The sequence below is a fragment of the Streptomyces sp. TS71-3 genome, assembly GCF_018327685.1.
Lineage (GTDB): Bacteria > Actinomycetota > Actinomycetes > Streptomycetales > Streptomycetaceae > Streptomyces.
This window is the reverse complement of record NZ_BNEL01000003.1, coordinates 3,253,654-3,279,680: the sequence shown is the minus strand read 5'-3', so window position 1 is coordinate 3,279,680 and position 26,027 is coordinate 3,253,654. Positions and strand designations below refer to the sequence as shown.

At 71.8% G+C, this 26,027-nt stretch carries 19 protein-coding genes; 13 read left to right on the top strand and 6 right to left on the bottom strand.

Annotated features, from left to right (window positions below):
* Positions 1–303 precede the first annotated feature (303 nt).
* Together Sm713_RS37770 and Sm713_RS37765 are read left to right on the top strand one after the other, a co-directional pair.
* A complete protein-coding gene (locus Sm713_RS37770) occupies positions 304–2,235 on the top strand; it encodes an ABC transporter ATP-binding protein (protein ID WP_212914438.1) in 1,932 nt (643 codons plus the stop codon).
* Positions 2,232–4,019: an ABC transporter ATP-binding protein gene (locus tag Sm713_RS37765; protein ID WP_212914437.1), complete on the top strand. Its 1,788-nt coding sequence runs from the start codon at positions 2,232–2,234 to the stop codon at positions 4,017–4,019. The genes Sm713_RS37770 and Sm713_RS37765 overlap by 4 nt, the downstream gene beginning before the upstream one ends.
* A 287-nt stretch (positions 4,020–4,306) precedes the next feature.
* On the opposite strand, the gene Sm713_RS37760 is transcribed toward Sm713_RS37765, so the two are convergent.
* Complete coding sequence (locus tag Sm713_RS37760) at positions 4,307–5,101, bottom strand: metal-dependent hydrolase (protein ID WP_212914436.1); 795 nt, start codon at positions 5,099–5,101, stop codon at positions 4,307–4,309.
* A gap of 145 nt (positions 5,102–5,246) precedes the next feature.
* Between Sm713_RS37760 and Sm713_RS37755 the strand changes: the two genes are divergently transcribed.
* Positions 5,247–7,760, top strand: a complete 2,514-nt coding sequence (locus Sm713_RS37755) for an RNA helicase (RefSeq protein ID WP_212914435.1) — start codon at positions 5,247–5,249, stop codon at positions 7,758–7,760.
* 67 nt (positions 7,761–7,827) lie between these two features.
* Positions 7,828–8,694 carry an acyl-CoA thioesterase II gene (locus tag Sm713_RS37750; RefSeq protein WP_212914434.1) on the top strand — a complete coding sequence of 289 codons (867 nt, stop codon included), beginning with the start codon at positions 7,828–7,830 and terminating at the stop codon, positions 8,692–8,694.
* 81 nt (positions 8,695–8,775) lie between these two features.
* Here Sm713_RS37750 and Sm713_RS37745 read toward each other — a convergent pair whose 3' ends face one another.
* Positions 8,776–9,756: a DUF6397 family protein gene (locus tag Sm713_RS37745; RefSeq protein WP_212914433.1), complete on the bottom strand. Its 981-nt coding sequence runs from the start codon at positions 9,754–9,756 to the stop codon at positions 8,776–8,778.
* Between the two features lie 181 nt (positions 9,757–9,937).
* On the bottom strand, positions 9,938–10,351 hold the full coding sequence (locus Sm713_RS37740) for a roadblock/LC7 domain-containing protein (protein WP_212914432.1): 414 nt from the start codon (positions 10,349–10,351) through the stop codon (positions 9,938–9,940).
* A 102-nt stretch (positions 10,352–10,453) separates the two neighbouring features.
* Here Sm713_RS37740 and Sm713_RS37735 point away from each other — a divergent pair, with 102 nt between their 5' ends.
* From Sm713_RS37735 to Sm713_RS37725, 3 genes are all read left to right on the top strand, one after another.
* Complete coding sequence (locus tag Sm713_RS37735) at positions 10,454–10,882, top strand: PPOX class F420-dependent oxidoreductase (RefSeq protein WP_212914431.1); 429 nt, start codon at positions 10,454–10,456, stop codon at positions 10,880–10,882.
* Between the two features lie 48 nt (positions 10,883–10,930).
* Positions 10,931–11,530: a class I SAM-dependent methyltransferase gene (locus Sm713_RS37730; protein ID WP_212914430.1), complete on the top strand. Its 600-nt coding sequence runs from the start codon at positions 10,931–10,933 to the stop codon at positions 11,528–11,530.
* A 227-nt stretch (positions 11,531–11,757) separates the two neighbouring features.
* On the top strand, positions 11,758–12,633 hold the full coding sequence (locus Sm713_RS37725) for a hypothetical protein (RefSeq protein ID WP_212914429.1): 876 nt from the start codon (positions 11,758–11,760) through the stop codon (positions 12,631–12,633).
* 148 nt (positions 12,634–12,781) lie between these two features.
* Here Sm713_RS37725 and Sm713_RS37720 read toward each other — a convergent pair whose 3' ends face one another.
* Together Sm713_RS37720 and Sm713_RS37715 are read right to left on the bottom strand one after the other, a co-directional pair.
* Entirely contained in the window at positions 12,782–12,964 is a 183-nt protein-coding gene (locus tag Sm713_RS37720) for a hypothetical protein (protein WP_212914428.1), read from the bottom strand.
* Between the two features lie 150 nt (positions 12,965–13,114).
* The gene (locus Sm713_RS37715) at positions 13,115–14,194 is read right to left on the bottom strand and encodes an acyl-CoA desaturase (protein WP_212914427.1); all 1,080 of its coding nucleotides are present in this window, start codon (positions 14,192–14,194) and stop codon (positions 13,115–13,117) included.
* Between the two features lie 500 nt (positions 14,195–14,694).
* On the opposite strand from Sm713_RS37715, the gene Sm713_RS37710 reads away from it, so the two are divergent.
* Positions 14,695–17,544 carry a DEAD/DEAH box helicase gene (locus tag Sm713_RS37710; protein ID WP_374196117.1) on the top strand — a complete coding sequence of 950 codons (2,850 nt, stop codon included), beginning with the start codon at positions 14,695–14,697 and terminating at the stop codon, positions 17,542–17,544.
* Between the two features lie 43 nt (positions 17,545–17,587).
* The gene (locus Sm713_RS37705; protein WP_212915106.1) at positions 17,588–18,892 is read left to right on the top strand and encodes an SWF or SNF family helicase; all 1,305 of its coding nucleotides are present in this window, start codon (positions 17,588–17,590) and stop codon (positions 18,890–18,892) included.
* Positions 18,893–19,128: 236 nt separating this feature from the next.
* Here Sm713_RS37705 and xylA read toward each other — a convergent pair whose 3' ends face one another.
* Positions 19,129–20,295, bottom strand: coding sequence for a xylose isomerase (xylA, locus tag Sm713_RS37700; RefSeq protein WP_212914426.1), 1,167 nt, complete (start codon positions 20,293–20,295; stop codon positions 19,129–19,131).
* 186 nt (positions 20,296–20,481) lie between these two features.
* Between xylA and xylB the strand changes: the two genes are divergently transcribed.
* From xylB to Sm713_RS37680, 4 genes are all read left to right on the top strand, one after another.
* Positions 20,482–21,915: a xylulokinase gene (xylB, locus tag Sm713_RS37695; protein WP_212914425.1), complete on the top strand. Its 1,434-nt coding sequence runs from the start codon at positions 20,482–20,484 to the stop codon at positions 21,913–21,915.
* A gap of 64 nt (positions 21,916–21,979) precedes the next feature.
* Complete coding sequence (locus Sm713_RS37690) at positions 21,980–23,173, top strand: ROK family transcriptional regulator (RefSeq protein WP_212914424.1); 1,194 nt, start codon at positions 21,980–21,982, stop codon at positions 23,171–23,173.
* Positions 23,174–23,512: 339 nt separating this feature from the next.
* Positions 23,513–25,006, top strand: a complete 1,494-nt coding sequence (locus Sm713_RS37685; protein WP_212914423.1) for an APC family permease — start codon at positions 23,513–23,515, stop codon at positions 25,004–25,006.
* Entirely contained in the window at positions 25,003–26,016 is a 1,014-nt protein-coding gene (locus Sm713_RS37680) for an acetamidase/formamidase family protein (RefSeq protein WP_212914422.1), read from the top strand. Before Sm713_RS37685 ends, Sm713_RS37680 begins: the two co-directional genes overlap by 4 nt.
* Positions 26,017–26,027 lie beyond the last annotated feature (11 nt).

The window sequence follows — 26,027 nt, the reverse complement described above, 5'->3', positions numbered from 1 at the left end:
GCCCCGGCGGCGAGCCGGACACGGCCGTGGGGTCCACGTCATGACGTGGCGCCGTCCCGTCGCGATGCGGCGCAAAAGGGCTGCCGCCTGTCAAAAATCGATTGCCCCGGGCCGTCTCGTGCCGGGAGTCTGTCACGGTTTACGTCCTCTCACACCGCCCGTTTACGCACTTATTCTGTCGGTTCGCCCGCCACGGGTCTTGAACCCTCCGGATACGACTCGTCGCCCCCTTACTCCTTCCCCTCCCATCGGCACTCTTCCACCTGTCCGTTTCATTCCCAACTTCGCGAGCCCTGGGACGCCATGCAGATTCGAGACCTCCCGTACGCCGACCCGGGCGTGCCCGACGCCCGCTCGGGCCCCCGATTCCTGCTGTGGCTCGGGCTGAACCAGCTCGGCGGGCAGGTGAAGTCCCTCGCCTGGGGGCTCCTTGCACTCCTGTCCGTCTCGTCGCTCCCCTACCTGGTGGGGTTCGCCGTGCAGGCCGTGGTGGACCGCGACGGCGCTCAACTCGCCCTGACCGGCGGGCTCACCGCACTGTGCGGCGTGATGATCGCCGCGAGCGACACCATGCTGCACCGCACTGCCGTCACCAACTGGATCACCGCGTCCGCCCGTGTCCAGCAACTGCTCGCCCGCCACACCGCCCACCTCGGCTCCGCCCTGACCCGCAGGGTCGCCGCCGGTGAGGTCGTGGCGGTCTCCACCGGCGACGTCGAGAAGATCGGCTGGTTCGTGGAGGCTCTGTCGCGGTTCTCGGCCGCTGCTCTCACCGTGGTGGCCATCTGTGTCGGCCTCCTCGTCTACCAGCCCGCGCTGGGCGTGATCGTCGCCATCGGGGTGCCCCTGCTGGCCGTCGCCGTGCTGCCGCTGCTGCCGCGTGCCACCCGCCGGGCCGACCAGCAGCGCACCAAGGCGGGCCGGGCCACCGAGCTGGCCTCCGACACGGTCGCGGGCCTGCGGGTGCTGCGCGGCATCGGCGGCGAGGAACTCTTCCTCGACCGCTACCGCCGTGCCTCCCAGGATGTGCGCAAGGCCGCCGTGCACAGTGCCCGCATGTGGTCGCTGATCGCGATGGTGCAGGTGCTCCTGCCGGGCGCCCTGCTGATCGTGGTCGTCTGGCACGGCGTGCAACTCGCCCGCCAGGGCCGGATCAGCGTGGGCGAACTGGTCACCGTCTACAGCTCCGTCACCCTGCTCAATCTCCCGCTGCGCAACTTCGAGGAGATCGCGATGGCGTACTCCTTCTCGCGGCCGTCCGCCCAGCGCGCGGCCCGGGTGCTGTCGTTGCGGCGGGCCACGGACGCGGGCGGGTCACGCGGCCGCACCGGGCCCCGGCCGGGCGGCGACCTGTCCGACCCCCAGACGGGCCTGCTCGCGCCCGCCGGGCAACTCACGGCCGTGGTGTGCGGCGACCCGGACGCGGCGGGCCGGCTGGCGGAGCGGCTCGGCGGCCATGCCGCCGGCGATGAAGCAGACGGTGCCCAGCCCGCCTCCGCGCGGCTCGGAGGCATCGCCCTGGACGAGCTTCCGCTGGAGACCGCGCGCACGGCGGTCCTCGTCCAGGACAAGGACCCGATCCTGCTCTCCGGCACGCTGGGTGATCTCTTCGACGTGCCCGCCTCGGGCGAGGTCACGCCCGAACGCGCCCTCGCAGCCGCCCAGTGCTCCGACGTCCTGGACGCGCTGGTGCAGGGCTCACCGGACGCGTCCGATCCCATGCGGACCCACATCACCGAACGCGGCCGCTCCCTCTCCGGTGGCCAGCGGCAGCGCCTCGCACTGGCCAGGTCACTGGTCACCGACCCCGAGGTGCTGGTCCTGGACGAGCCCACCTCGGCGGTCGACTCCCACACCGAGGCGCGCATCGCGGACGGCCTGCGGGGGCTGCGCAGCGGCCGGACGACGGTGGTCCTCACCTCGTCACCGCTACTGCTGGACCGCGCCGACCGGGTCGTGCTGGTGCACGAGAGCAAGGTCCTCGCCACCGGCACACACCGCGAGTTGATGGTCATCGATCCGCGGTACCGGGCCGTGGTGACCCGCGCCCCCGAGGACGAGGCAGCCGCCGCAGCGGCGACTCCGGGGGCCAAGAACGGGCACGGCGCCGCTCCGGACGGCCACCAGGCACCCGTCCGCGCGTCCGGGGACCCCGGCGCGCCGGCCGGGCCCCCGGACACCCTGCGGAACATGGACGCGCTCGGCCCGCTGGAAGACATCGAGGAGATCGCATGATCGGCTTGTCGCCCCCGGCCTACGACCCGGCGGCACCGACTACCGCACACACCCTTCCCGTCGGCGCCCCCGCGACCGTTCGCGCCTACGTGAGTGAGCTCTTCCGCCGTCACCGACGGGCCTTCCTGCTGCTCGTCTCGGCCAACGCCGTCGCCGTCATCGCCTCCATGGCGGGCCCCTACCTGCTGGGGGACCTCGTGCAGGACGTGACGGACGTCCACGCACTGCAGCGGCTCCACCTGGGCCAGGCCATCGTGCTGTTCACGGCCGCCCTGGTGGTGCAGGCCTACTTCGTGCGGCAGGTGCGATTGCGGGGGGCCGTGCTCGGCGAGCGGATGCTGGCGGACCTGCGCGAGGACTTCCTCGTGCGCTCCGTGGGGCTGCCGCCCGGCGTGCTGGAGCGGGCCGGGACGGGTGACCTGCTGTCCCGGATCACCACCGACATCGACCGTCTCGCCAACGCCATGCGGGAGGCCGTGCCCCAGCTGGCCATCGGTGTCGTGTGGGCCGCGCTGCTGCTCGCCGGTCTCACCGTGACGGCTCCGGCCCTGGCCCCCGCCGTGCTGATCGCCGTGCCGCTGCTCGTGGCGGGCTGCCGCTGGTACTTCAGGCGCGCGCCGTCGGCCTACCGCTCGGAGGCCGCCGGTTACGCCGCCGTGGCAGCGGCCCTCGCCGAGACCGTCGACGCGGGGCGGACGGTGGAAGCCCATCGGCTCGGCCCCCACCGCATCGAGCTGTCCGACCGGCGTGTCTCCCAGTGGACCGCCTGGGAGCGTTACACGCTCTCGCTGCGGTCGGTGCTCTTCCCCACCGTCAACGCCGTTCACACGACCGTGCTCTGCTCGGTACTCATGATCGGCGGGGTCTACGTGCTCGAGGGCTGGATCAGCGTCGGCCAGCTGACGACCAGCGCTCTCATCGCCCAGATGCTGGTCGACCCCGTCGGAGTGATCCTGCGCTGGTACGACGAACTGCAGGTCGCCCAGGTCTCGCTGGCCCGGCTGGTGGGCGTCCGGGAGGTCGACGCCCACCAGGGCGATCCCTCCCTCACCCCCGACGGGCGCGCCGTGCACGCCGACGCGGTGCACTTCGGGTACCGGCCTGGCGTCGACGTGCTCCGCAAGGTCTCCCTCGAAGTCGAGCCCGGGACGAGGCTGGCGCTCGTCGGCCCGTCCGGTGCCGGGAAGTCCACCCTGGGGCGGCTGCTGGCGGGGATCTACGCCCCGCGGGACGGACGGATCACCCTGGGCGGCGCCGAGCTGTCCCGGATGCCCGCGGAGCAGGTCCGCGCCCACGTGGCACTCGTCAACCAGGAGCACCATGTGTTCGTCGGCTCCCTGCGCGACAACCTCCTGCTGGCCCGCCCGGACGCCGAGGACACCGAACTGTGGGCGGCCCTCACGGCGGTGGACGCCCGGGGTTGGGCGGACGCCCTCGACGACGGCCTGGACACCGAGGTCGGCTCGGGGGGGCTCGCCCTCACGCCCGCGCAGGCGCAGCAGATCGCGCTGGCCCGGCTGGTGCTCGCCGACCCGCACACCCTCGTCCTCGACGAGGCGACCTCGCTGCTCGACCCTCGCGCGGCCCGGCACCTGGAGCGCTCCCTCGCCCGGGTGCTGGACGGGCGCACGGTCGTGGCGATCGCGCACCGGCTGCACACGGCGCACGACGCGGATCTGATCGCGGTCGTCGAGGACGGCCGCATCAGCGAGCTCGGCAGCCACGAGGCGCTGGTGGCGGCTGACGGCCCTTACGCGGCCCTGTGGCGGTCTTGGCACGGCTAACGGGTGCCGTAGCCCGCGCAGCGGGGCTTGCGGAACGGCCGGAGCGGGTCCGTCCGCGGCAGGCTCCGGTGACCGGGGTCGGGGGCCTGGGCGGACCGCCGGATCCCGGGGGCGGCCGGCCGGGGCGAGGGGCCGGCCGGCAGGGACCGCGGCTCGGCCCGTGGCAGTAGCGGTTCGTACGTGCGGAGTGACAGCGTGACGCCGGGATGGCGGGTCCGGGGGCCGTCGAGGCACCGCGCGCGGGCGGGGCCCCGGAGCCGGGGCCGCCCGTCCCGGGGCCGCCGTCCTCAGATGACGTTGAGCGCCGCCGCTGCTCCCACGCCGCCCAGCAGCATGAAGGCCGGCATCAGGACCTTCAGCTCCACCCAGCTTCCCGCCCTGAAGCGCATCGCCTTGGGCGGCCCGATCGGGTACCAGCGCTTGCGGCCGAGGGGTATCGGCCAGAGTATCGGGCAGCCGGACACCGTCAGGGCGTCGCCGATGTCGTGCACCAGGGCGCCCAGGACGATGGGCAGGCCCAGCCACAGGTACTCCTGGCCGGGGGCGGTGAACAGCCAGTCCGAGCCGTTGCCCGGCTCGTCCAGGATGCCCGCGAGGATCCAGGCGCTCGTCGCCGCCAGCAGCCAGACCAGGATGTCGCTGCTGGAACCCCGGGCCGCCCGCCACAGCAGGCCCTCGATGGCCAGGACCATGTGGATGAAGAGGATCGCGAGGACCGCCCAACGGCCGAGCGCGATCGCCAGGGCCGAGGTGCCGGCGCCCACCAGCACCGCCCACAGCCACGTGTGGGTGAGGGTGCGGTGCCCGCCGTTGCGCCTCGGGTCGCCCTTCATCCGGGTGGCCTTGTAGACGACGTAGGAGAGCCGGTCGACGATCTCGCACACGCCGTGTGAGATCGGTCCGAAGGCCCGCGAGATCGTCGCCGCCTTGTGATCCAGGTCCGGGGCCAGGGCGGCCCCCGCGCAGATCAGAGCGCCCACCAGGAGGACCGGCCAGGGCATGGCGTGTCCTGCGGCAGCCGCCGCCGCACCCACCCCGAGCCATGCCGCCGCTCCCGACAGTGAATGTGCCGGTCCCATCATGGTTGCATCCCGCCCCGTTCCCCTTGTCTGCGTGTGTAGTTGTCCGCGATCGATGACGCTCCGTCGGCGCATCAGAGTAGCGTTTGCGATCTTCGCATGAGCGTCCGATTCCCTCTTCGGGCGGGTCGGCGGGCAAGATGGGGGTGTGACCCTCATCGATCAGCTGCCGAAGACCGCCGACCCCGACGCTCTCTACGAGGCCTTCGAGTCGTGGGCCACCGATCGCGGTCTCACCCTCTATCCGCATCAGGAGGAGGCGCTGATCGAGGTGGTCTCCGGCGCGAACGTGATCGTTTCCACCCCGACCGGGTCGGGGAAGAGCATGATCGCCGCCGGAGCGCACTTCGCCGCGCTCGCGCGTGACGAGGTCACCTTCTACACCGCCCCCATCAAGGCGCTGGTGTCGGAGAAGTTCTTCGAGCTGTGCAAGCTCTTCGGCACGGAGAACGTGGGCATGCTGACCGGCGACGCGTCCGTGAACGCCGACGCGCCCGTGATCTGCTGCACCGCCGAGGTGCTCGCCTCCATCGCGCTGCGCGACGGCAGGCGTGCCGATATCGGCCAGGTCGTGATGGACGAGTTCCACTTCTACGCGGAGGCCGACCGCGGCTGGGCCTGGCAGATCCCCCTGCTGGAGTTGCCCCAGGCGCAGTTCATCCTGATGTCGGCCACCCTCGGCGACGTGTCGATGTTCGAGAAGGACCTGACACGCCGCACCGGCCGTCCGACCGCGGTGGTGCGCTCTGCCACCCGCCCCGTCCCGCTGTCGTACGAGTACCGTCTGACACCGCTGACGGAGACGCTGACCGAGTTGCTCGAGACCCGGCAGGCGCCCGTCTACATCGTGCACTTCACCCAGGCACAGGCCGTCGAACGCGCCCAGGCGCTGATGAGCATCAACATGTGCTCGCGCGAGGAGAAGGACCGCATCGCGGAGCTCATCGGCAATTTCCGCTTCACCACCAGGTTCGGCCGGAATCTCTCGCGCTACGTGCGGCACGGCATCGGCGTCCATCACGCGGGGATGCTGCCGAAGTACCGCAGGCTGGTGGAGAAGCTGGCGCAGGCCGGACTGCTGAAGGTCATCTGCGGGACCGACACCCTGGGCGTGGGGGTGAACGTGCCGATCCGCACGGTGCTGTTCACCGCGCTCGCCAAGTACGACGGCAACCGCGTGCGTGTACTGCGCGCCCGGGAGTTCCACCAGATCGCGGGGCGTGCCGGCCGTGCGGGCTTCGACACGGCGGGGCTCGTGGTGGCGCAGGCGCCCGAGCACGTCATCGAGAACGAGAAGGCACTGGCCAAAGCGGGCGACGACCCGAAGAAGAGGCGGAAGGTCGTCCGCAAGAAGGCGCCCGAGGGGTTCGTGGGCTGGACGGACAACACGTTCGAGAAGCTGATCGCCTCCGAGCCGGAACCGCTCACCTCCCGCTTCCGGGTCACCCACACCATGCTGCTCTCGGTGATCGCCCGACCCGGTGACGCGTTCCAGGAGATGCGCCGCCTGCTGGAGGACAACCACGAGCCGCGCCGGCAGCAGCTGCGGCACATCCGCCGCGCCATCGCCATTTACCGTTCGCTGCTGGACGGCGGGATCGTGGAGAAGCTGGACGCCCCCGACTCGGAGGGCCGCAACGTCCGCCTGACGGTCGACCTGCAGCAGGACTTCGCCCTCAACCAGCCGCTGTCGACGTTCGCCCTCGCCGCGTTCGAGTTGCTCGACCCGGAGTCGCCCTCCTACGCGCTCGACATGGTCTCCGTCATCGAGTCCACCCTTGACGACCCACGGCAGATCCTGGGCGCCCAGCAGAACAAGGCACGCGGCGAAGCCGTCGCCGTGATGAAGGCGGACGGGGTCGAGTACGAGGATCGCATGGAGCGGCTCCAGGACGTCTCGTACCCGAAGCCGTTGGAAGAGCTGCTCTTCCACGCCTACAACACCTACCGCAGGAGCCACCCCTGGGTGGGCGACCACCCGCTGTCTCCCAAGTCGGTCGTCCGGGACATGTACGAACGAGCGCTGTCCTTCGGCGAGTTCGTCTCCTTCTACGAGCTGGCGCGAACCGAGGGCATCGTGCTGCGCTACCTCGCCGGCGCGTACAAGGCCCTGGAGCACACCGTGCCCGACGATCTGAAGTCCGACGACCTCCAGGACCTGATCGCCTGGCTCGGTGAGATGGTCCGCCAGGTCGACTCCAGCCTGCTCGACGAGTGGGAGCAGCTCGCGAACCCGGAGGAGATGACCGCGGAGGAGGCCCAGGAGAGGGCCGACCAGGTCAGGCCGGTCACCGCCAATGCCCGCGCCTTCCGGGTCCTCGTCCGCAACGCGATGTTCCGCCGGGTGGAGCTTGCCGCACTCGACCAGGTCGAGGAACTCGGCGAGATGGACGCCGAGGCCGGCTGGGACGCCGAGGCGTGGGGCGGGGCGATGGACGAGTACTGGGACGAGTACGACACCCTCGGCACCGGCCCCGACGCGCGCGGCCCGAAGCTTCTGATGATCGAGGAGGATCCGGGGAACGGGATCTGGCGCGTCCGCCAGACCTTCGCCGACCCGAACGGCGACCACGACTGGGGCATCAGCGCCGAGGTCGATCTCGCGGCCTCCGACGCGGAGGGCCGGGCGATGGTCCGTGTCACGGACGTCGGGCAGCTGTGACACGCTTCCCTCCGCGCCTGACCGGCCGAGCGTCCTTCTGTCCCCTGCACCCGGGAGAACACCAGCCATGACCAATGCGGTGGAGAGACTTGTCGATCTGCTCGACCTGGAGCGGATCGAGGTCGACATCTTCCGTGGCCGCAGCCCCGACGAATCCCTCCAGCGGGTGTTCGGCGGCCAGGTCGCGGGCCAGGCCCTCGTGGCGGCCGGCCGCACGACCGACGGCGAGCGTCCCGTGCACTCCCTGCACGCGTACTTCCTGCGCCCCGGCAGGCCGGGCGTGCCGATCGTGTATCTGGTGGAGCGGGTCCGCGATGGGCGCTCGTTCACCACACGCCGGGTCACCGCCGTGCAACAGGGCCGCACGATCTTCACTCTCACCGCCTCCTTTCACAAACCCGAGGAAGGAACGTTCGAACACCAGCTGCCGCTGCCGCGTGAGGTGCCGGGACCCGAGGAACTGCCGACGATCGGGCAGGAGGTCCGCGAGCACCTGGGCGCCCTGCCCGAGCAGTTGGAGAGGATGGCCAGGCGGCAGCCCTTCGACATCCGCTACGTGGATCGGCTGCGCTGGACCCCTGAGGAGGTCAAGGACGCTCCGCCGCGTAGTGCCGTGTGGATGCGCGCGGTGGGGCCGCTGGGAGACGATCCGCTGGTCCACACGTGTGCCCTCACCTATGCCAGCGACATGACCTTGCTGGACGCCGTGCGCCTTCCCGTGGAGCCGCTGTGGGGCCCCCGGGGCTTCGACATGGCGTCGCTGGACCACGCGATGTGGTTCCACCGGCCGTTCCGCGCGGACGAGTGGTTCCTGTACGACCAGGAGTCGCCGATCGCGATCGGCGGGCGAGGCCTGGCCCGCGGCCGGATCTACGACCAGAAGGGCTGCCTGCTCGTGTCGGTCGTCCAGGAGGGTCTCTTCAGGTCCGTATGAGGGTCAGGTCCGCGTGAGGGTGGGAAACCCCTTGTGCGGCACCTGTCCGGCGGAACTCCCGGGTGCGGGCGGCGACGGTGCTCACCGGTGGCTGCGGCGGAGCCGGGCCAGCAGGCCCTTCGGACGGGCGACCGGGATGTGGTGGGCCGTCTCGCTCGCCCGCGTGTCGCCCTGTGGTGGAGTCGGCGTGGGACTGCCACCGGCTTCACCCGTGGTGCTCGCTGTCGCCGGCTGGAGGTCCGGAGCGGGACGGGCCTTTCTGGCGTCGGTCAGGGACAGTGCGAGGCTCGACCGGAACCACTCGATCTCGTCCGGCTCTTCCGCTGTCATCAGCCCGCCGACGACCTGGGAGGCGAGCGAACCCGGTGAGTTCTGGTCGGGTCGTTCGGGCCTGAGCCGGGCAAGGTAGGAGCGCTCGCGCGGGTCCGCGACGACGTCCTCGACCTCGTCGGCGTCGAGCGGGGACGCGGTGACCGCGGCCCGGGCCCATGGGTCCTCCGTGAGCCGCAGGAGGAAACCGTGCTGGCGACCGCGCCAGTTCCTCGCACGCAGGTCGGTGCCCGTCTCGATCTGGGAGCGCAGCGTCTCGGGCAGCCGGGCGGTCAGCAGGGGTTCGTTCGCCTTGAGGGCAGCGAAGGTGCGCAGTTCCTCGGTCAGGTAGAGCCAGACCACCGCGCGGTAGCGGTTGAGGTAGAAGCGGACCGGGACCAGCAGCCCTAACCGCGCCAGGCGGGTGAATCGGGCGATGCTGATGCCCATGAGCTGGGCGCCCCGCGGAGCGCTGACCGTCGAGATGTCCTCGCGCAGGGTGTCCGGGAAACCCTCGGTGGCGCGAATGCGGTCGATCTCTTCGCGTGCGACACGCCGGCGTGTGGCGGCGGAGCCGGGTGGCTCATGTGCTCGCGCGGTCTCGCTGAGGGTGCGGATGCGTCCCAAATGGACCGCGAGATCGAACTCCGCGCGTCGCAGCCCCAGCTCTCGCGCGGCGCGGCTCGCCGTGAGCGCCGAAGGTCGAGCCGCTGAGCGGGTGGTGCCGGGCGTGGCGATGGTGTGGCCTGTCATGGCTGGTCTCCCCCGTGTGACGTGATCGATCGGGGTGTGATCGATCCCGGGAAGAACCGTAGCCCGATTCCCGCCCAGCCCGCCGAGCCTGTGGATAACTCCGCTCCCCGGGGAGTCTGCGCAGGTCAGATGCATGGTCGGCGAAAGAGCGGCTACCCGCCAGGGGTGAGTCCGGGCTCGCTCAACTCTCCGCGGCAGGGGCCGGCTCCGGCTGCCTGGCGTCCACTCCGAGGTGTTCACCGACGCGGTTGACCAGCAGGGTCATCTCGTAGGCGACCTGGCCGACGTCGGCCTCGGCTCCGCTCAGCACGCACAGGCAGCTGCCGTCGCCGGCCGACGTGACGAACAGCACCGCGTCGTCGAACTCGATCATAGTCTGCCTGACCCGGCCCGCCCGGAAATAGCGGCCTGAGCCCTTGGCCAGGCTGTGCAGTCCCGACGAGACGGCGGCCAAGTGCTCGGCGTCCTCGCGCTTCAGCCCGGTGCTGGTACCGGTGACGAGTCCGTCGTTCGACAGGACCATGGCGTGCCGCACGTGTTCGACGCGTTGCGTCAAATCGTCCAGCAGCCAGCCGAGCCCTTTGTTCTGAGGCATGTGCGGTCTCCCCGCTCGCGTGTCCTCCCCGTTCCCCCCAGCCGGAGGATATGTCTGCCCAGCCTTCCCCACAGGGGGCCTTCGAGCAAGCAGGATGGCGGCATGGCGCACAAGATGACCGACGACGAATGGCGGGCCTTCGTGTCAGAAGGCACCCGCACCGCGACTCTCTCGACAGTTCGGGCCGACGGCAGCCCGCACAGCGCGCCCGTCTGGTTCCTGCTGGACGGCGACGACGTTGTTTTCAACACGGGGAAGGAGACCCTGAAGGGGCGGAACCTAGCCCGGGACGGGCGTGTCAGCCTGTGCGTGGACGATGACCGGCCACCGTTCTCGTTCGTGGTGATCCAGGGCCGTGCCGCCATCTCCGAGGACCTCGACGAGGTGCGGGCGTGGGCCACCCGGCTCGGCGCCCGGTACATGGGAGAGGACAAGGCGGAGGAGTTCGGCGAGCGCAACGGCGTGCCGGGTGAGTTGCTGGTACGGGTGCGTATCGACAAGGTGGCGTCGATGGCGGACCTGGCGGGCTGACGCGGCCCGGACGGATGCTGTGCCGAGCGGTGCGAGAGCATGGCGTCCATGAGCGACGACCACGCCCGGGTGCGCGAGTTCTTCACGGCTCGCGCACCCGTCTGGGACAGCAAGTATCCGGACGACACTCCCGCGTACCGGGACGCCGTCGCACGGCTTGGGCTGCGCCACGGTGACCGGGTGCTGGACGCGGGGTGCGGCACCGGCCGAGCGCTGCCCGTCCTGCGGGATGCCGTCGGCGCCGAAGGCATCGTCCTCGGCGCCGACCTCACTCCGGCCATGATCGACGAAGCCGTCAAGGCGGGCCGGCACACCAAGGGGCAGTTGCTCCTTGCTGACGCGGCACGGCTCCCCGTGCGCACGGCCGTGCTGGACGCGGTGTTCGCGGCGGGCCTGATCGCCCATCTGCCGCGGCCGGACGACAACCTGCGGGAGCTGGCCCGCACGGTGCGTCCTGGAGGCGTCCTGGCCCTCTTCCACCCCCTGGGGCGGGCGGCCCTGGCACGCCGCCAGGGGCGAACGATCACGCCCGAGGACCTGCGGGCCGAGGAGAACCTGCAGCCGCTTCTGGCGCGCTCGGGCTGGCGTATGACGTCGTACGTGGACGTCGACACGCAGTTCCTCGCGCTTTCCGTGCGGATGAGTTGAGTGTCCGCAGCGGCGGCAGCGATCTGTCCGGCCCCGGGGCCCCGTCGCGGCACGAACAGCCCCGCCACGACCGCACGGTGGGCACCATCCGCCGCGCATTTCCCCTGGTCGGTGGGACGACCGCCCCATAGCGCACGGTTCGCCTGACTTTCCTGCTCACCCGCACTCGACGAGTTGATCGCCGAAGGTTAAGGTGCGCCGACGGACGTAGCGAGGGGAAGGACGACATGGCCGTGACGGATGACGCAGCCGTCGCCGCCGGAGACGACGCGCTGTATGTGCTGACCGCGGTGCTGCTGACGCCTGCACAGTTTCCAAGCGTGCTGGGCGACGACTACCCAGAGGCGTGCGAAGCACTCAGTCTGCTTCCGGACGCCGAGGGGTACGGGCTGGTGCTCGGGCAGGACAGCGCGGGCGCCCGGTGGACCGTCGTGGTGGACGACGTGTCGCTCGTGGCCGTGGCGATCGCCTCCTGGGACTGCGGCATGGAGTACGACCTCTCGCCCGATGAGCGTTCCGTGGTGGCGGCCCTGGCCGGCTGGCCCCTCGCGCTGGCGGTGGCGGCGCCGGGTGTGCCGGCCCCGCACGACCCCGAACCGGATCCCGGGGACGCCGACGCGGCTCCCCTGACGCCTCCCGACACCGAGACCTGGGGCCCCGCGCAGCGCCGGCTGGGTGCCGACGAGATAGCGCTCCAGTGGGCCGTGTGGCGGGAGCAGATCGACGACGCCGACTTCGCTGCCGACAGCGACGGTGACGGAGCCGACGGCGAAGCGGCGGGCGGCGAGGCGGCGAAGAACGACGGCGAAGGCGGCGAGAAGGAGACGCGCAAGCCGCACGGCGGCATCCAGCGGGTGCTGGCCGAGGCGCGCGCCTATATCGACGCCCCGCCTCCCCTCGGGCGGGTCCGCTCCTCCTTCGCCTCGGGCGAGGCCCGTACGCTGCGCGCCGATGGACCTGGTTGGTCGATGGTCGCCAGAACGGACGACATCGCCTTCGTCCTGCTCGACGAGGAGCCCGGTGAGGTGCTTCCCGTCGGACGCGGACCGGAACTGCCCGCGCTGCTGGAAGCGCTCGACAAGATGGCCGTGCGTCCTTCCTGACCGCGGAAGGCACGCCTCACCCACCGGCCCCGTCCCCACCCGGCCTGAACGGCACCTGTACCAGGGCCGGGGGCGGGCGCCGCGGTCGAGCGGCTGGGTGCTCCCCACATCGGCCCTTGGTGGGCAGAGGGTCGTGTGATGCCGGGGTTCAGCCGCCCAGCTCCTTGCGGGAGATACGGCGCAGCCGGCGCCGCTGACCGGGGTCCAGCGCCAGATAGGCCGCCGCGGGCACGCCCACCACGATCAGGAACGCGGCCCACCAGGGCAGCCAGATCAGCAGGAACAGTCCGACCGCCACACCCCCAACGGCGATCTTGGCTCTCTTAGACATGCGTGTTGCCTCCTCTGCGGCAGGTGCCGCTTCTGCTGTGAAAAACGACCGTCGGTCCCCGACAGTTCCACCCCCTGCCCCTGAGACGTCCCTGAGCCTCGTCCCCTACGAAACCCGGACTCACTCCTTCCAGCCGGTCTCACCTCGATCTCACGCGGCACCGGTGGAGCCGGGCCGGGCGTCCCGCAGGGGCGCCCCGACGTCGTGCATGTGCCTCAGGGCCTGGCGATAGGAGTCGACGAGGCCGGTCTCGGTGTACGGGACGCCGAGGCCGAGGCAGTGTGCGCGCACCATGGGCTGGGCCAGTCTCAGGTGGGGGCGGGGCATGCTGGGGAACAGATGGTGCTCGACCTGGTAGTTGAGCCCTCCGAGGAACCAGTCGGTGAGCACGCCCCCGCGGATGTTGCGGGACGTGAGCACCTGCCGGCGCAGGTGGTCCCATCGGTCCTTGCCGGGGTCGGGCATCTCCATGCCCTTGTGGTTGGGCGCGAATGCGAGGCCCATGTGCAGGCCGAAGAGTGCCTGGTGGAGAGCCGCGAAGAGGAGGGCCTTGCCCGGCGACAGGGTGGAGAGCAGCAGGGCTGCGTACCCGATCACGTGGGCGGCCAGGAGCGACGCCTCCACCAGGCGCCTGCCCGGGGGCTGCTCCCGCAGGCTGCGGAAGCTGTGGACCTTGAGCGCCACTCCCTCAAGGAGCGTCAGGGGGAAGAACAGCCATGCCTGGTTGCGCGTGAGCCAGCTCCGGAAGCCGGTGCGCACGGCTGCCTGCCGGCTTGTGAACACCAGCACGTCGGCGGCTACGTCCGGGTCCTTCTCGGTGTGGTTGGGGTTGGCGTGGTGGCGGTTGTGCTTGTCGTTCCACCAGCCGTAGCTCATGCCCAGAAGGAGGTTCCCGTGGACCAGCCCGATGGCCCGGCCGACGGCACGGTCACCGGATATCTGGGCGTGCCCGGCGTCGTGGCCTATGAAGGCCGTCCGGGCCGACAGCACCGCGAGTACCGGGGCCAGCGCCAGGGTCCACCAGGAGTTTCCCGAAAGAACGATGCCGGTGACCACGGCGGCGAGCAGCAGCAGATTGGCGGTGATCCCGGTGGCGTACCAGCCGAGACGGCGGTCGAGCAGTCCCTGGCCCCGCACCGTCCGCAGCAGGGGCGCGAAGTCGCTGCCCCTGTCGAGGGAGGAGACGACATCCGGCGGGGGTCCTTCGAGGGTTCTCACGGCCTGGGGCATGGTTACGTCTCCGGTCCTGTGAAGTATGGACTGACCTCAGGAAACGTACGCAGAGTGACTGCCCGGGACCATGGCGCTGCCACCCCGGTACGACCGGTGCCGGCACCCCGGGACGCAGGGGGGCTGGCAACACCCCGCTCCTGGGGTGAACCCCCGTGCATGCACCCGGCAGGGACTCGGCGACGCGGGGTTTCCGCGCGTGCATCCGCGTGGTGTACTCTCGGCCGCCCATTAGTCAAATTTGAGGAGTGGCCATCGCCGCGCCACACGTTCCTGTGCCGCCGCCCCCGGGCGCCTCTCCCTCAGACGCCCCTCCCCCGGGCACCTCTTCCTCGGAGACCTCTGAAGGCCTCTCCGGAGGGGCCTCGGAAGCCGACTTCGAACTGGCCTTCTACTCTGTGGTGTTCCTCCCTGCCGATCCGCCCCGCACGGGAACCCTCGCCTTCTGGAGCCCGGACGGAGCCGAACCGCCCGTGGGTGCGGGTGGCCGCAGAGCACGGATGACGGTTGCGCTGCCCCGCGGTGAGGGGGTCGAGGCGGTTTCGGTGCCCGCCGTGCGCCTGCCTGTGCACAGGGCCCTTCCCGTCCTCACGCGCGCGCGTGACGTCGCCGGCGCGGATCCGGCGGCGGCGTTCTGGGGCGCTGCCTCGCTGCTGGCGCTGTCCTTCCTGGCGCGAGGGAGCCTGCTCCCCGGCGTGACCCCGGGCGGACACGACGCGTGGCGCTGCGCGCCGTTGCGCGCCGAGGACCTGGGACGGATCCGCGAACTCGCCGCCGCGGCACCGCCATCCGCTCACGCCCTGCCCGTGTCGGATCCTTCGGCACCGTCCACGGCGGCCCCTGCGGGTGTGCCGGACGCGGAGCCGACCCCGGAGGCTCTTACCGCGGACACTGCCCCGGAGGCTCATTCGGGCCCACTGCGGATCGCGGAACCGGAGCGGCTGCTGCGGGCCTTCCTGGACGCCGTGGCGGACACGCTTCCGCGCTCTCCCGCCGCTCCCCTGGCCACCGGGGGCCGGCCGTTCGCGGCCGTGGAACCTCAGCAGGTGGCCGCGCTGCTCCCCTGGGCACGGGAGGTCGCGGCCGGGCACGACGCCGGAGTGCGGATCTCGCTGCGCATCGAGGTACCGGAGCTGGTGCTCTCCGCGCAGGACGGCGAACCGGTCTCTGGTTTCCGAGCGGTACTACAGGTCCACAGCGCCGACGATCCGACCGTGGTCGCCGATGCGGCCGACGTGTGGGCCGAGTCGCCCGGCGCGGGGGACGCCTTCCGGCCCCAGGACCGATGGGAGGTCCTGGTGGCGCTGCGGCGTGCCACGCGCGCGTGGGCACCGCTCGGCCCTCTGCTCTCCGCCGCGGTCCCCAGCGCCGTGGAGGTGGCGGACGACGAGATCAGCGAACTGCTGGGCGAGGGGGCGCGGGCCCTGGCGGCTGTCGGTGTCGACGTGCACTGGCCCCGGCGCCTGGCCCGGGGGCTGAGCGCGAGGGCGGTCGTCGGCCCCGAGAACGACGGCGCGACAGCGGGCGCGGCGTCCTCCGGCAGGCGCGCGGCGGGTTTCTCCGCCGGCCCCTCAGAGGCGTTCGCAGAAGGTATGTCGTTCTTCTCCGCCGAGGCACTGCTCGCGTTCCAGTGGCGGTTCGCGCTGGGCGGGCGGCTGCTGACCAGGGAGGAACTGGACCACCTGGCCGAGTCGAAGCGCCCTCTGGTCCGGCTGCGCGACCAGTGGGTGCTGGTCGACCCCGAGGAGGCCCACCTGGCGCGCGCCGAACAGGACCGCGGGGTCGCTCCCATGGACGCGCTGCGGGCGGTGCTGACGGGCTCCGCGGAGGTGGCGGGACGCCGGGTCGACGTCGAGCCGACGGAGGTACCGGCACGTCTGCGTTCGGCTCTGTCCGAGCCGGAGGCCGCCACGAGCGTCGGACAGCCCCCTGCGCTCTCCGCCGTGCTGCGCGACTACCAGGTGCGCGGCCTGAGCTGGCTGGCCAGGATGACGTCGCTGGGCCTCGGCGGCTGTCTCGCGGACGACATGGGCCTCGGCAAGACGATCACACTGATCGCCCTGCACCTGCACCGCCAGAGGGACACGGCGACACAAGGGCCCGCCCTCGTCGTCTGTCCGGCGTCGCTGATGGGCAACTGGCAGCGCGAGGTGGAGCGCTTCGCGCCGGGGACGGCCGTGCGCCGTTTCCACGGCACGCAGCGGAGCCTGGAGGCACTCGAGGCCGGCGAGATCGTCGTCACCACGTACGGGACGATGCGGCTGGCCGCCGCCGATCTCGACCAGGTCCCCTGGGGGCTGCTGGTGGCGGACGAGGCCCAGCACATCAAGAACCCCTACTCGGCCACGGCGAAACAGCTCCGGACGATCACGGCACGCGCCCGCGTGGCGCTCACCGGCACACCCGTCGAGAACAACCTCTCGGAGCTCTGGGCCATCCTGGACTGGACGACTCCCGGGCTGCTCGGCACGCTCGGCCGCTTCCGCAACCAGTACGCCAGGGCCGTGGAGGGCACGCAGGACCAGGTGGCGGCGGAGCGGCTGGCCCGGCTGGTCCGCCCGTTCCTGCTGCGCCGCAGGAAGTCGGATCCCGGTATCGCGCCGGAGTTGCCACCCAAGACGGAGACTGATCTTGCGGTGCCTCTCACCTCCGAGCAGACGGGGCTCTACGAGGCACTGGTCCGCGAGACGCTCGCCGCCATCGCGGGCACGGACGGCCTCACGCGGCGCGGCCTGATCGTCAAGCTGCTCACCGGGCTCAAACAGATCTGCAACCACCCCGCGCAGTACCTCAAGGAGGACGATCCACGGATCGAGGGCCGTTCGGGAAAGCTGGACCTGCTGGACGAGCTGCTCGGCACCATTCTGGCGGAGCAGGGCAGCGTGCTGGTCTTCACGCAGTACGTGCGGATGGCGCGCCTGCTCGAAAGGCATCTGAACGCGCGTGGAGTGCGCACGCTGCTCCTGCACGGCGGTACTCCCGTGGCCACCCGGGAGGCTCTGGTGCGCCGCTTCCAGGACGGCGAGGCGCCGGTGTTCCTCCTGTCGCTGAAGGCGGCGGGAACGGGCCTCAACCTCACGCGCGCGGAACACGTCGTGCACTACGACCGCTGGTGGAACCCCGCCGTGGAGGACCAGGCAACCGACCGTGCCCACCGCATCGGCCAGACGCGGGCCGTGCAGGTGCACCGGCTGATCGCGGAGGGCACCGTGGAGGACCGCATCGCGGCCATGCTGGCGCGGAAGAAGGCGCTCGCCGAGGCGGTGCTCGGGGCGGGTGAGGCGGCGTTGACCGAGCTGACCGACGCCGAGCTGGCGGACCTGGTCGAGCTGCGGGGAGGCGGCCGGTGAACGCGGCTGACGGGCGGCACGGGTGCGACGACGGGACGACGAGATGACGGGCGAGTACGGCGGGGGTCGGGATGACGAGCGGGTCCGGACGTTCGAAGCGCTACCTCCCGCGCATGGGAAGGCCTTTGCCGGGACCTGGTGGGGGCAGGCCTGGCTGAAGGCCCTGGAGGACTCGGCTCTGGACGGCCAGCAGGTCAAGGCGGGGCGCCGGTTGGCCCGTGCCGGTGCCGTCGGGGCGATCTCGGTGCGGCCGGGGCGGATCACCGCGGTGGTCGAGGACCGCGACCGCACCGCACACCGTTCGGACGTCCTCGTCCAGCCGCTGAGCGAGACGGGCTGGGACCGGTTGCTGGACATGGCGGCCGGTCGTGCCGAGCACATCGCGGCGCTCCTGGAGCGTGACATGCCGCCGCATCTCGTGGCGGACGCCCAGGCCGCCGGGGTCGACCTGCTCCCCGGCGTGGGCGAACTGGAACCGGCCTGCGACTGCGGCGCATGGGACCACTGCGGCCACACCGCGGCCCTGTGCCACCAGGTGGCCCGGCTCCTCGACGCGGACCCGTTCGTCCTCTTCCTGATGCGCGGCCGGGCCGAACAGGACGTCCTGGACGCGCTTCAGGAGCGTTCGGCGGCAGGCGGCCACGAGGAGAGCCCCGGGCCGAGTCCGGTCGAGCCGTCCGGCACGGGCGGAGTGGACGCCGCGGAAGCGTATGCCCTCGGGAGCGTCCTTCCGCCCTTGCCCGCTCCGCCCCGGGCCCCTGCCGTGGCCGGAGCGCCGCCGGCCCTGGGCACCGGCACGGACCCGGTGCCCGGCATCGACGTCCACGGTCTGCAATGCGTCGCCGCGCGTGCCGCGCAGGAGGCCCACCGGCTGCTCACGGCGGCGCTCACCCGCCGGTATCCGGCCCCGCACGAGCTCAGCCTGGCTCAGGACGCCGTGCGGATCGCGGCTGCGCTACCGGCGCCGGACGTGGGGGCGGGTGCTCGGATCGCCGCACGACTGGCGTCCGGCACCGGCCGGGACGCGGACGCGCTCGCCCGGGCCGTGCGCGCCTGGGCGCAGGGCGGGCCCGTTGCGCTGGAGGTGCTCGAGGAGGAGCTGGAGCCGGCACCGGAGACGTACGCACGCGCGCGTGCCGTACTCGACGCGGCATGGGACGACGACGAACGCCCACATCTGGACGCGGATCGGAACCGCTGGACCACGGACGACGGCCGGGCTCAGGTGCGCCTGGACCTGGACGGCCGCTGGTGGCCCTTCCGGCGGGAGCACGATCACTGGGTGCCGGCAGGACCCGCCGCTCCCGACCCGGCCGCGGCACTCGCCCAGGCCGTGGAGGGCGGCTGACGGCACCAGGCTCCCCGGACACCATGGCGGCCGGGTCTCGTCGGAGCCTCTGTGCCGGAACGCCGCCCGGCCGCCCTCCCGCCGGACGCGACGCCCCGGGAGGAGCACGCCGGGATCCAGCGGCCACGAGGCGCGCTTGCCCCAGGGCAGCACCAGGTGACCGGACGGCGCCACGTAACCGTCCGGGGCTGCGGGAGCGGCCTCCCGCAGCCCCGGCCCGAGCGAGGCGGCCTGCGTCAGTCCCGTGCGGCCAGCAGGTGGTCCATCGCCAGCTGGTCGAGCCGCTCGAAGGCCATGCCGCGCTTCGCGGCGGCCTCCACGTCGAACTCCTCGAAGGCGCTGCGGTCGGCGAGCAGGGCGGACAGGCCGTCGGACGCTGTGGGCTGGGCCAACTCGTCAAGACGCGAGGCGCGCAGGGCCTCCTGGACCTCGGGGTCGGCCCGGAAGGCCTCGGCGCGCTCCTTGAGGATGAGGTAGTTGCGCATGCAGCCGGCGGCCGACGCCCACACGCCCTCGAAGTCCTCGGTCCGCGGCGGCTTGAAGTCGAAGTGCCGCGGGCCCTCGTAACCGCCTCGCTCCAGGAGGTCCACGAGCCAGAAGGCGGCACGCAGGTCGCCGGCGCCGAAGCGCAGGTCCTGGTCGTACTTGATGCCCGACTGGCCGTTCAGGTCGATGTGGTAGAGCTTGCCCGACCACAGCGCCTGGGCGATGCCGTGCGGGAAGTTCAGGCCCGCCATCTGCTCGTGGCCGACCTCCGGGTTCACGCCGTACAGCTCCGGTCGCTCCAGACGCTCGATGAAGGCGAGCGCGTGGCCGACGGTCGGCAGGAGGATGTCGCCGCGCGGCTCGTTCGGCTTCGGCTCGATCGCGAAGCGGATGTCGTACCCCTGCGACGTGACGTACTCGCCCAGCAGGTCGAAGGCCTCCTTCATGCGGTCGAGCGCGTCCCGCACGTCCTTCGCCCCGCCCGACTCGGCGCCCTCGCGGCCGCCCCACGCGACGTACGTCCTGGCGCCGAGCTCCACCGCCAGGTCGATGTTCCGGATGGTCTTGCGGAGGGCGTACCGGCGCACGTCACGGTCATTGGCCGTGAAGCCGCCGTCCTTGAAGACGGGGTGCGTGAACAGGTTCGTGGTGGCCATCGGCACCACCATGCCGGTGGCGTCGAGGGCCTGCCGGAAGCGCTTGATGTGGGACTCGCGCTCGGTCTCCGAGGCGCCGAAGGGAATCAGGTCGTTGTCGTGGAACGTGACGCCGTGGGCACCGAGCTCGGAGAGGCGCTGTACGGCCTCGACCGGGTCGAGGGCCGGGCGGGTGGCGTCGCCGAAGGGGTCCCTTCCCTGCCAGCCGACGGTCCACAGTCCGAAGGTGAACCTGTCCTCGGGGGTGGGCTGAAAACTCATGACACGGCTCCTTGCTCGCTCACACTATTTCGTCATGGCCCTTTACAAATTAGTATGCATACGCAGCCCTGGGAAGCCGGGAAGCGCAGAACGCATCGGATCGCACATCTCAGGACCCTCGAACCGGGCAATCCGAGGCGAACAGCACGAACAGGTTCAGTACACGCCGCAGAAACGGAGAGTCCGATGACAGCAGCCGATGGACCACTCGTCGTCGGGGTGGACACCTCCACCCAGTCCACGAAGGCCCTGGTCGTCGATGTCGCCACCGGACGCGTCGTGGCGAGCGGACAGGCGGGGCACACGGTGACCTCCGGCGCGGGCCGGGAGAGCGATCCCGAGCAGTGGTGGAGCGCCCTTCTGGAGGCGCTGGCGCAGTGCGGAGACGCGGCGCACGAGGCGGCGGCGGTCTCGGTCGGCGGCCAGCAGCACGGACTGGTCACCCTGGACGCCCAGGGCAGGCCGGTGCGCCCTGCGCTGCTGTGGAACGACGTGCGGTCGGCTGCGCAGGCGCAGCGGCTCATCGATGAGCTGGGCGGTGCCAAGGTGTGGGCGGACCGCTTCGGCAGCGTCCCGGGCCCGTCGTTCACGGTCACCAAGTGGGCGTGGCTCACCGAGCACGAGCCCGAGGCCGCCCGCGCCACCGCCGCCGTCCGGCTCCCCCACGACTACCTGACCGAGCGTCTGACGGGAACGGGCACCACCGATCGCGGCGATGCCTCCGGGACGGGCTGGTGGGCGTCGTCCACCGAGTCGTACGACGAGGACATCCTGGGCCGGGTGGGGCTCGATCCCGCGAAACTGCCCCGGGTCGTGCGTCCCGGAGAGGTCGCCGGCACGGTCCGCGACGGCAGTGACCTGCCGTTCGCCAGGGGCACGCTGGTGGCTCCCGGGACCGGCGACAACGCGGCCGCCGCGCTCGGTCTCGGACTGCGGCCCGGCACTCCGGTGCTCAGCCTCGGCACGTCCGGCACGGTCTACGCGGTGTCGCGGAACCGTCCGACGGACGCCACCGGCACGGTCGCCGGTTTCGCCGATACCCGCGGCGACTGGCTGCCCCTGGCGTGCACCCTCAACTGCACCCTCGCCGTCGACCGGATCGCCGCGCTGCTCGGCCGGGACCGCGAGGCGGTCGAACCGGGCGGCGAGGTCACCCTCCTGCCCTTCCTGGACGGCGAGCGGACCCCCGCGCTGCCGGGCGCTTCCGGCCTGCTGCACGGCCTGCGCCACGAGACGACGGCCGGGCAGCTGCTCCAGGCGGCCTACGACGGCGCGGTGCACTCGTTGCTGGGCGCTCTGGACCTGGTGCTGGACGAGGATGCGGACCGCTCGACCCCGCTGCTGCTGATCGGGGGCGGCGCGCGGGGCACGGCCTGGCAGGAGACGGTACGCCGGCTGTCCGGGCGGCCGGTTCAGATCCCCGAGGCCAAGGAACTGGTGGCGCTGGGTGCCGCCGCCCAGGCCGCCGGCGTCCTCACGGGCGAGGATCCCGCGGCGGTGGCCCAGCGGTGGAGGACGGCCGAGGGCCCGGTACTCGACGCCGTCGAGCGGGACGAGGCCGCACTGGCGAGGATCGGCGGGGTGCTGTCCGACGCCGGCCCACTGCTCGACCGGGCGTGAGAAGACCCCTGACCGGGCCCGCGGCAGCCGCCGCGGGCCTCCCGCACGAAGGACCGGCCGCCGTATGACCGCACCCCTGCACGAGGCAGGCACCGGCACCCCCGACACCCAGCAGGGGATGCGCCGCAGGAACCTCTCCCGCGTGATGCACACGATCGCCGCCGACGGACCCATGTCACGGGCGGCCGTCGCGTCGCGCATCGGGCTCACCCGGGCCGCTGTCTCCACTCTGGTGGACGAGCTGGTGCGTGCGGGTCTGCTGGAGGAGCTGGGCCCGGAGCGGCCGGGGCGGGTCGGGCGGCCCGGCTCCGCGCTCGCCGTGAGCGGGAGCGGCCCGGCCGGTGTCGGCGCCGAGATCGGCGTCGATCATCTCGCAACGTGCGTCGTCGACCTCCGTGGCGAGGTCCGATTCCGCGCCGAGCGGCACGTCAGCAACAGGGGGCGCGCTCCGGAACCAGTGATCGCGGACTTGACGGCACTGGTCCGACAGGTGATCGACGAGGCCGGGCGGGAAGGGCTGTGGCCCGCCGGACTGGCCGTGGCGGTCCCCGGGCTGGTCGCACGGGACAGCCTCACCGTCGTCAGGGCCCCCAACCTCGAATGGCACGACACGGACCTCGGCGAGCTGCTGCCCGCCCATCCGCCGGTGACCGTGGACAACGAGGCCAATCTCGGCGCCCTGGCCGAACTGTGGCTCGGCGAGCGCGCTCCGAACGACTTCGTCCATGTGTCCGCGGAGATCGGCATCGGCGCCGCCGTGGTGGTCGACGGACGGCTGCTGCGCGGCACTCGGGGGTTCGCGGGCGAGCTCGGCCATGTGCCGGTGCATCCCGAGGGGCCCCCGTGCGCGTGCGGCGGTCAGGGGTGCCTTGAGCAGTTCGCCGGCGAGGAGGCCGTGTTGCGCGCTGCCGGGCTCGAACCCGGCGAGGGCCGCGTCGGGATGCTCGCCGAGCGGGCCGCCGACGGGGACCAGCGGGTCCACAAGGCCCTGCGGGAGGCGGGGACGGCGATGGGCATCGCGCTCACCGGCACGGTCAATCTGCTCGACCCGCAGTCCGTGGTGCTCGGGGGCGCGCTGTCCCGGCTGGCGCCATGGCTGCTGCCGTCGCTCGAGGCCGAGCTGGACCGGCGCACGGCGGGGCCGGCCTGCGGAATCACCGTGTCGCGCCTCGGACCTGAGGGACCGCTGCTCGGCGCCGCGCACTACGTCGTGCGGGCCGTGCTGGACGACCCGACCGGTATCGCCCAGAACGTTTGAGGGTGGCGCCGGACGGTGCTGTCGCGTTCCGGTCGGCTGATCCCTTGCCGACGGGGGCGAAGCGCACCGGTTCGGCGGACCCTTGCTCATCTGCTCCGCCTCGCCGAGCAGTCCGGGGTCCGCACGGCCGCACCGAGTCCCCTACCCCCTCGCGCCCGCACCCGGGCCGAACATGCCCCCAACCACCCGAACGGGTGGCGGAGTTGTGCACATTCTCGCCGCTGTCCCCAGATCCACTCCGTGCTCTTCCGCCTCAACCTCCGTGGCTCGTACCGTTGAAACCGCGCTTGGATCACACGGCCGCACGAACGTGCGGGTCACGGCAGGAAGGGGGAGGCGATGCCGGAGCAGATCGCTCGGACGGGTCCGGGCTTGCGGCGCGAGGCCGTCGGGCTGCGTGAGGTCCTGTTCCAGAGCATCACGGCCATGGCGCCGGCCGCCGCGGTCGCGGCCTCGATTCCCTCGGGTGCTGCGTTCGCGGGCGGCGACCTGCCCCTGGCCGTGCTGATCGCCCTCGTCGCCTGCCTGTTCACGGCGTCCTGCGTGGCGGACCTCGCACGGCAGATGCCCGCGGCGGGCTCGGTGGCCACGTACACGGCACAGGGCCTCCACCCGGCCGTGGGATTCCTCGTCGGCTGGGGCTACGTGTTCGTGCAGGCCCTGGTCCCTCCCTTGCTGCTGCTTCAGCTCGGCTTCACGACGGCCGGCACGCTGCACGGTGAGTGGTCCTCCTACCCGCAGGACCTGTGGTGGCCCTGGGCGCTGGCGGGTGCGGTGATCATCGCTGCCGCCGGGTACTTCGGGGTACGGGCCTCGGCCACGTTCGGGACCGTCCTCGGCGCGTTCGAGGTGGCCGTCCTGCTGGTCTTCGCGGTGCTGCTGATCGTGAAGGCCGGAGGGGCCAACACCCTGTCGGTGTTCGGCACCTCCCACACCCCGCCCGACCACCATGGCATCAGCGGCGTGTTCGCGGGCTCCGTCTACACGGTGCTGGCGTTCTCCGGCTTCGAGGCGGCCGCCCCGCTCGCGGAGGAGACGAAGGATCCGCGGCGCACCATGCACCGTGCCGTCCTGGGCTCCGCCCTGGCCATCGGGCTCTTCTACGTGGTGACGACCTATGCGATGACCGTGTTCTACGGTCCGGACCGGTTCGCGAAGTTCGGTGCCTCGGGGGCCGCGTCCTGGCAGGGGGTGGCGGAGGCGTCCTTCGGGCTGTTCTGGGTGCTGGTGTTCCTGGCCGTCGTCAACTCGACGATCGCGAACGCCAACGCCAGCGCGAACGTCTCGACCCGCACCGCATTCGCGCTGGGCCGCATCGGTGTCTTCCCCCGTCCGTTCGCGCGGCTGCACCCGGTGCGGCTGTCGCCGGTGGCCGGTGTGGCGGTGCAGTTCGCGGTGGCGGTGGCGGTGGTGCTCGGGCTGGGGTTCGGCTATGACCCGGAGACTGCTTTCCTGCTGCTGGCGACGATGATCGTGACGGTGGTGATCGGTGTCTACATCCTCGCCAACGCGGCCTGTACCGGTTACTTCCTGCGCCGCAGGCGCTCGGAGTTCCGTCCCGTGCGGCATCTGGTGTTCCCCGTGCTGGGTATCGTCGCGTTCGTGCCCGCCCTGTTCACGGCGGCGGGGCTGCCCGTGTTCGACTTCGTCTCCGAGCTGACGGCGCCCGTGTCGTACGCAGGCCCGATCGTCGGGGTCTGGCTGCTGGCCGGGGTCGTGGTGCTGGCCGTCCTGGCGAAGCGCCACCCGCGGCGCATAGCCGAGACCGCCCGTGTTCACCTGGACGACGATGCCGTACCCGACCCTGGACAGAGTGGAGCCGAGCTGCGATGAGTGATCCGCGGATTCTCACGGTACGCCCCGAACCGGGCGAGTACGCCTGGACGTTCGGTGGCGCGCCGCCGGTGGCCCGTATCGCCCCGGGTACGGTTCTCGACCTGTTCACGGAGGACTGCTTCGCGGGACGGGTCAAGTCCGAGAAGGACCTGGTCTCCGAGGTGTGCGAGTTCCCGTTCCTGAACCCGCAGACGGGCCCGTTCCATGTGGAGGGCGCGGAGCCGGGTGACACGGTGGCGGTGCACTTCGTCTCGGTGGAGCCGGCCCGTGACTGGGCGGCCTCGACGACGGTGCCGCTGTTCGGGGCGCTCACCTCGACACACACAACGGCAACGTTGCAGGAGCCGCTGCCCGAGAGGGTGTGGATCTGGCAGCTCGACCGGGAGCGCCGGACCGCGACCTTCTCCGCGCGCGACGGCGGTTTCGCAAGGGAGCTGCCCATGGACCCGATGCACGGCACGGTGGGCGTCGCCCCGGCCAATCTGGAGGTGCGCTCGGCCCTCGTGCCCGACGCGCACGGCGGGAACATGGACACGCCGGAGATGCGTGCCGGAGTGACCTGCTACCTCGGGGTGAACGTGGAAGGCGCGCTGATGAGCCTGGGCGACGGGCACGCGCGGCAGGGTGAGGGCGAGACCTGCGGCGTGGCCGTCGAATGCGCCATGAACACGGTGGTGATCGTGGAACTGCTCAAGGGGGTCGCAACGCCGTGGCCGCGCCTGGAGTCCGATACGCACATCATGTCCACCGGGTCCGCCCGCCCGCTGGAGGACGCCTTCCGGATATCCCAGCTCGACCTCGTGCAGTGGCTGGTCCAGGACTACGGCTTCAGCGAGCTGGATGCCTACCAGTTCGCCTCCCAGACCGTGGAGTCACCGCTCGCGAACGTCTGCGACACGAACTACACGTGCGTGGCGAAGCTCCGCAAGGAGTGGCTGCCGGCGCGTGAGACGTACCGCGGAGTGCACGCGCAACTGCGGGAGACCGCATCGGCCCTGTCCCTCTGAGCCGTCCCCTG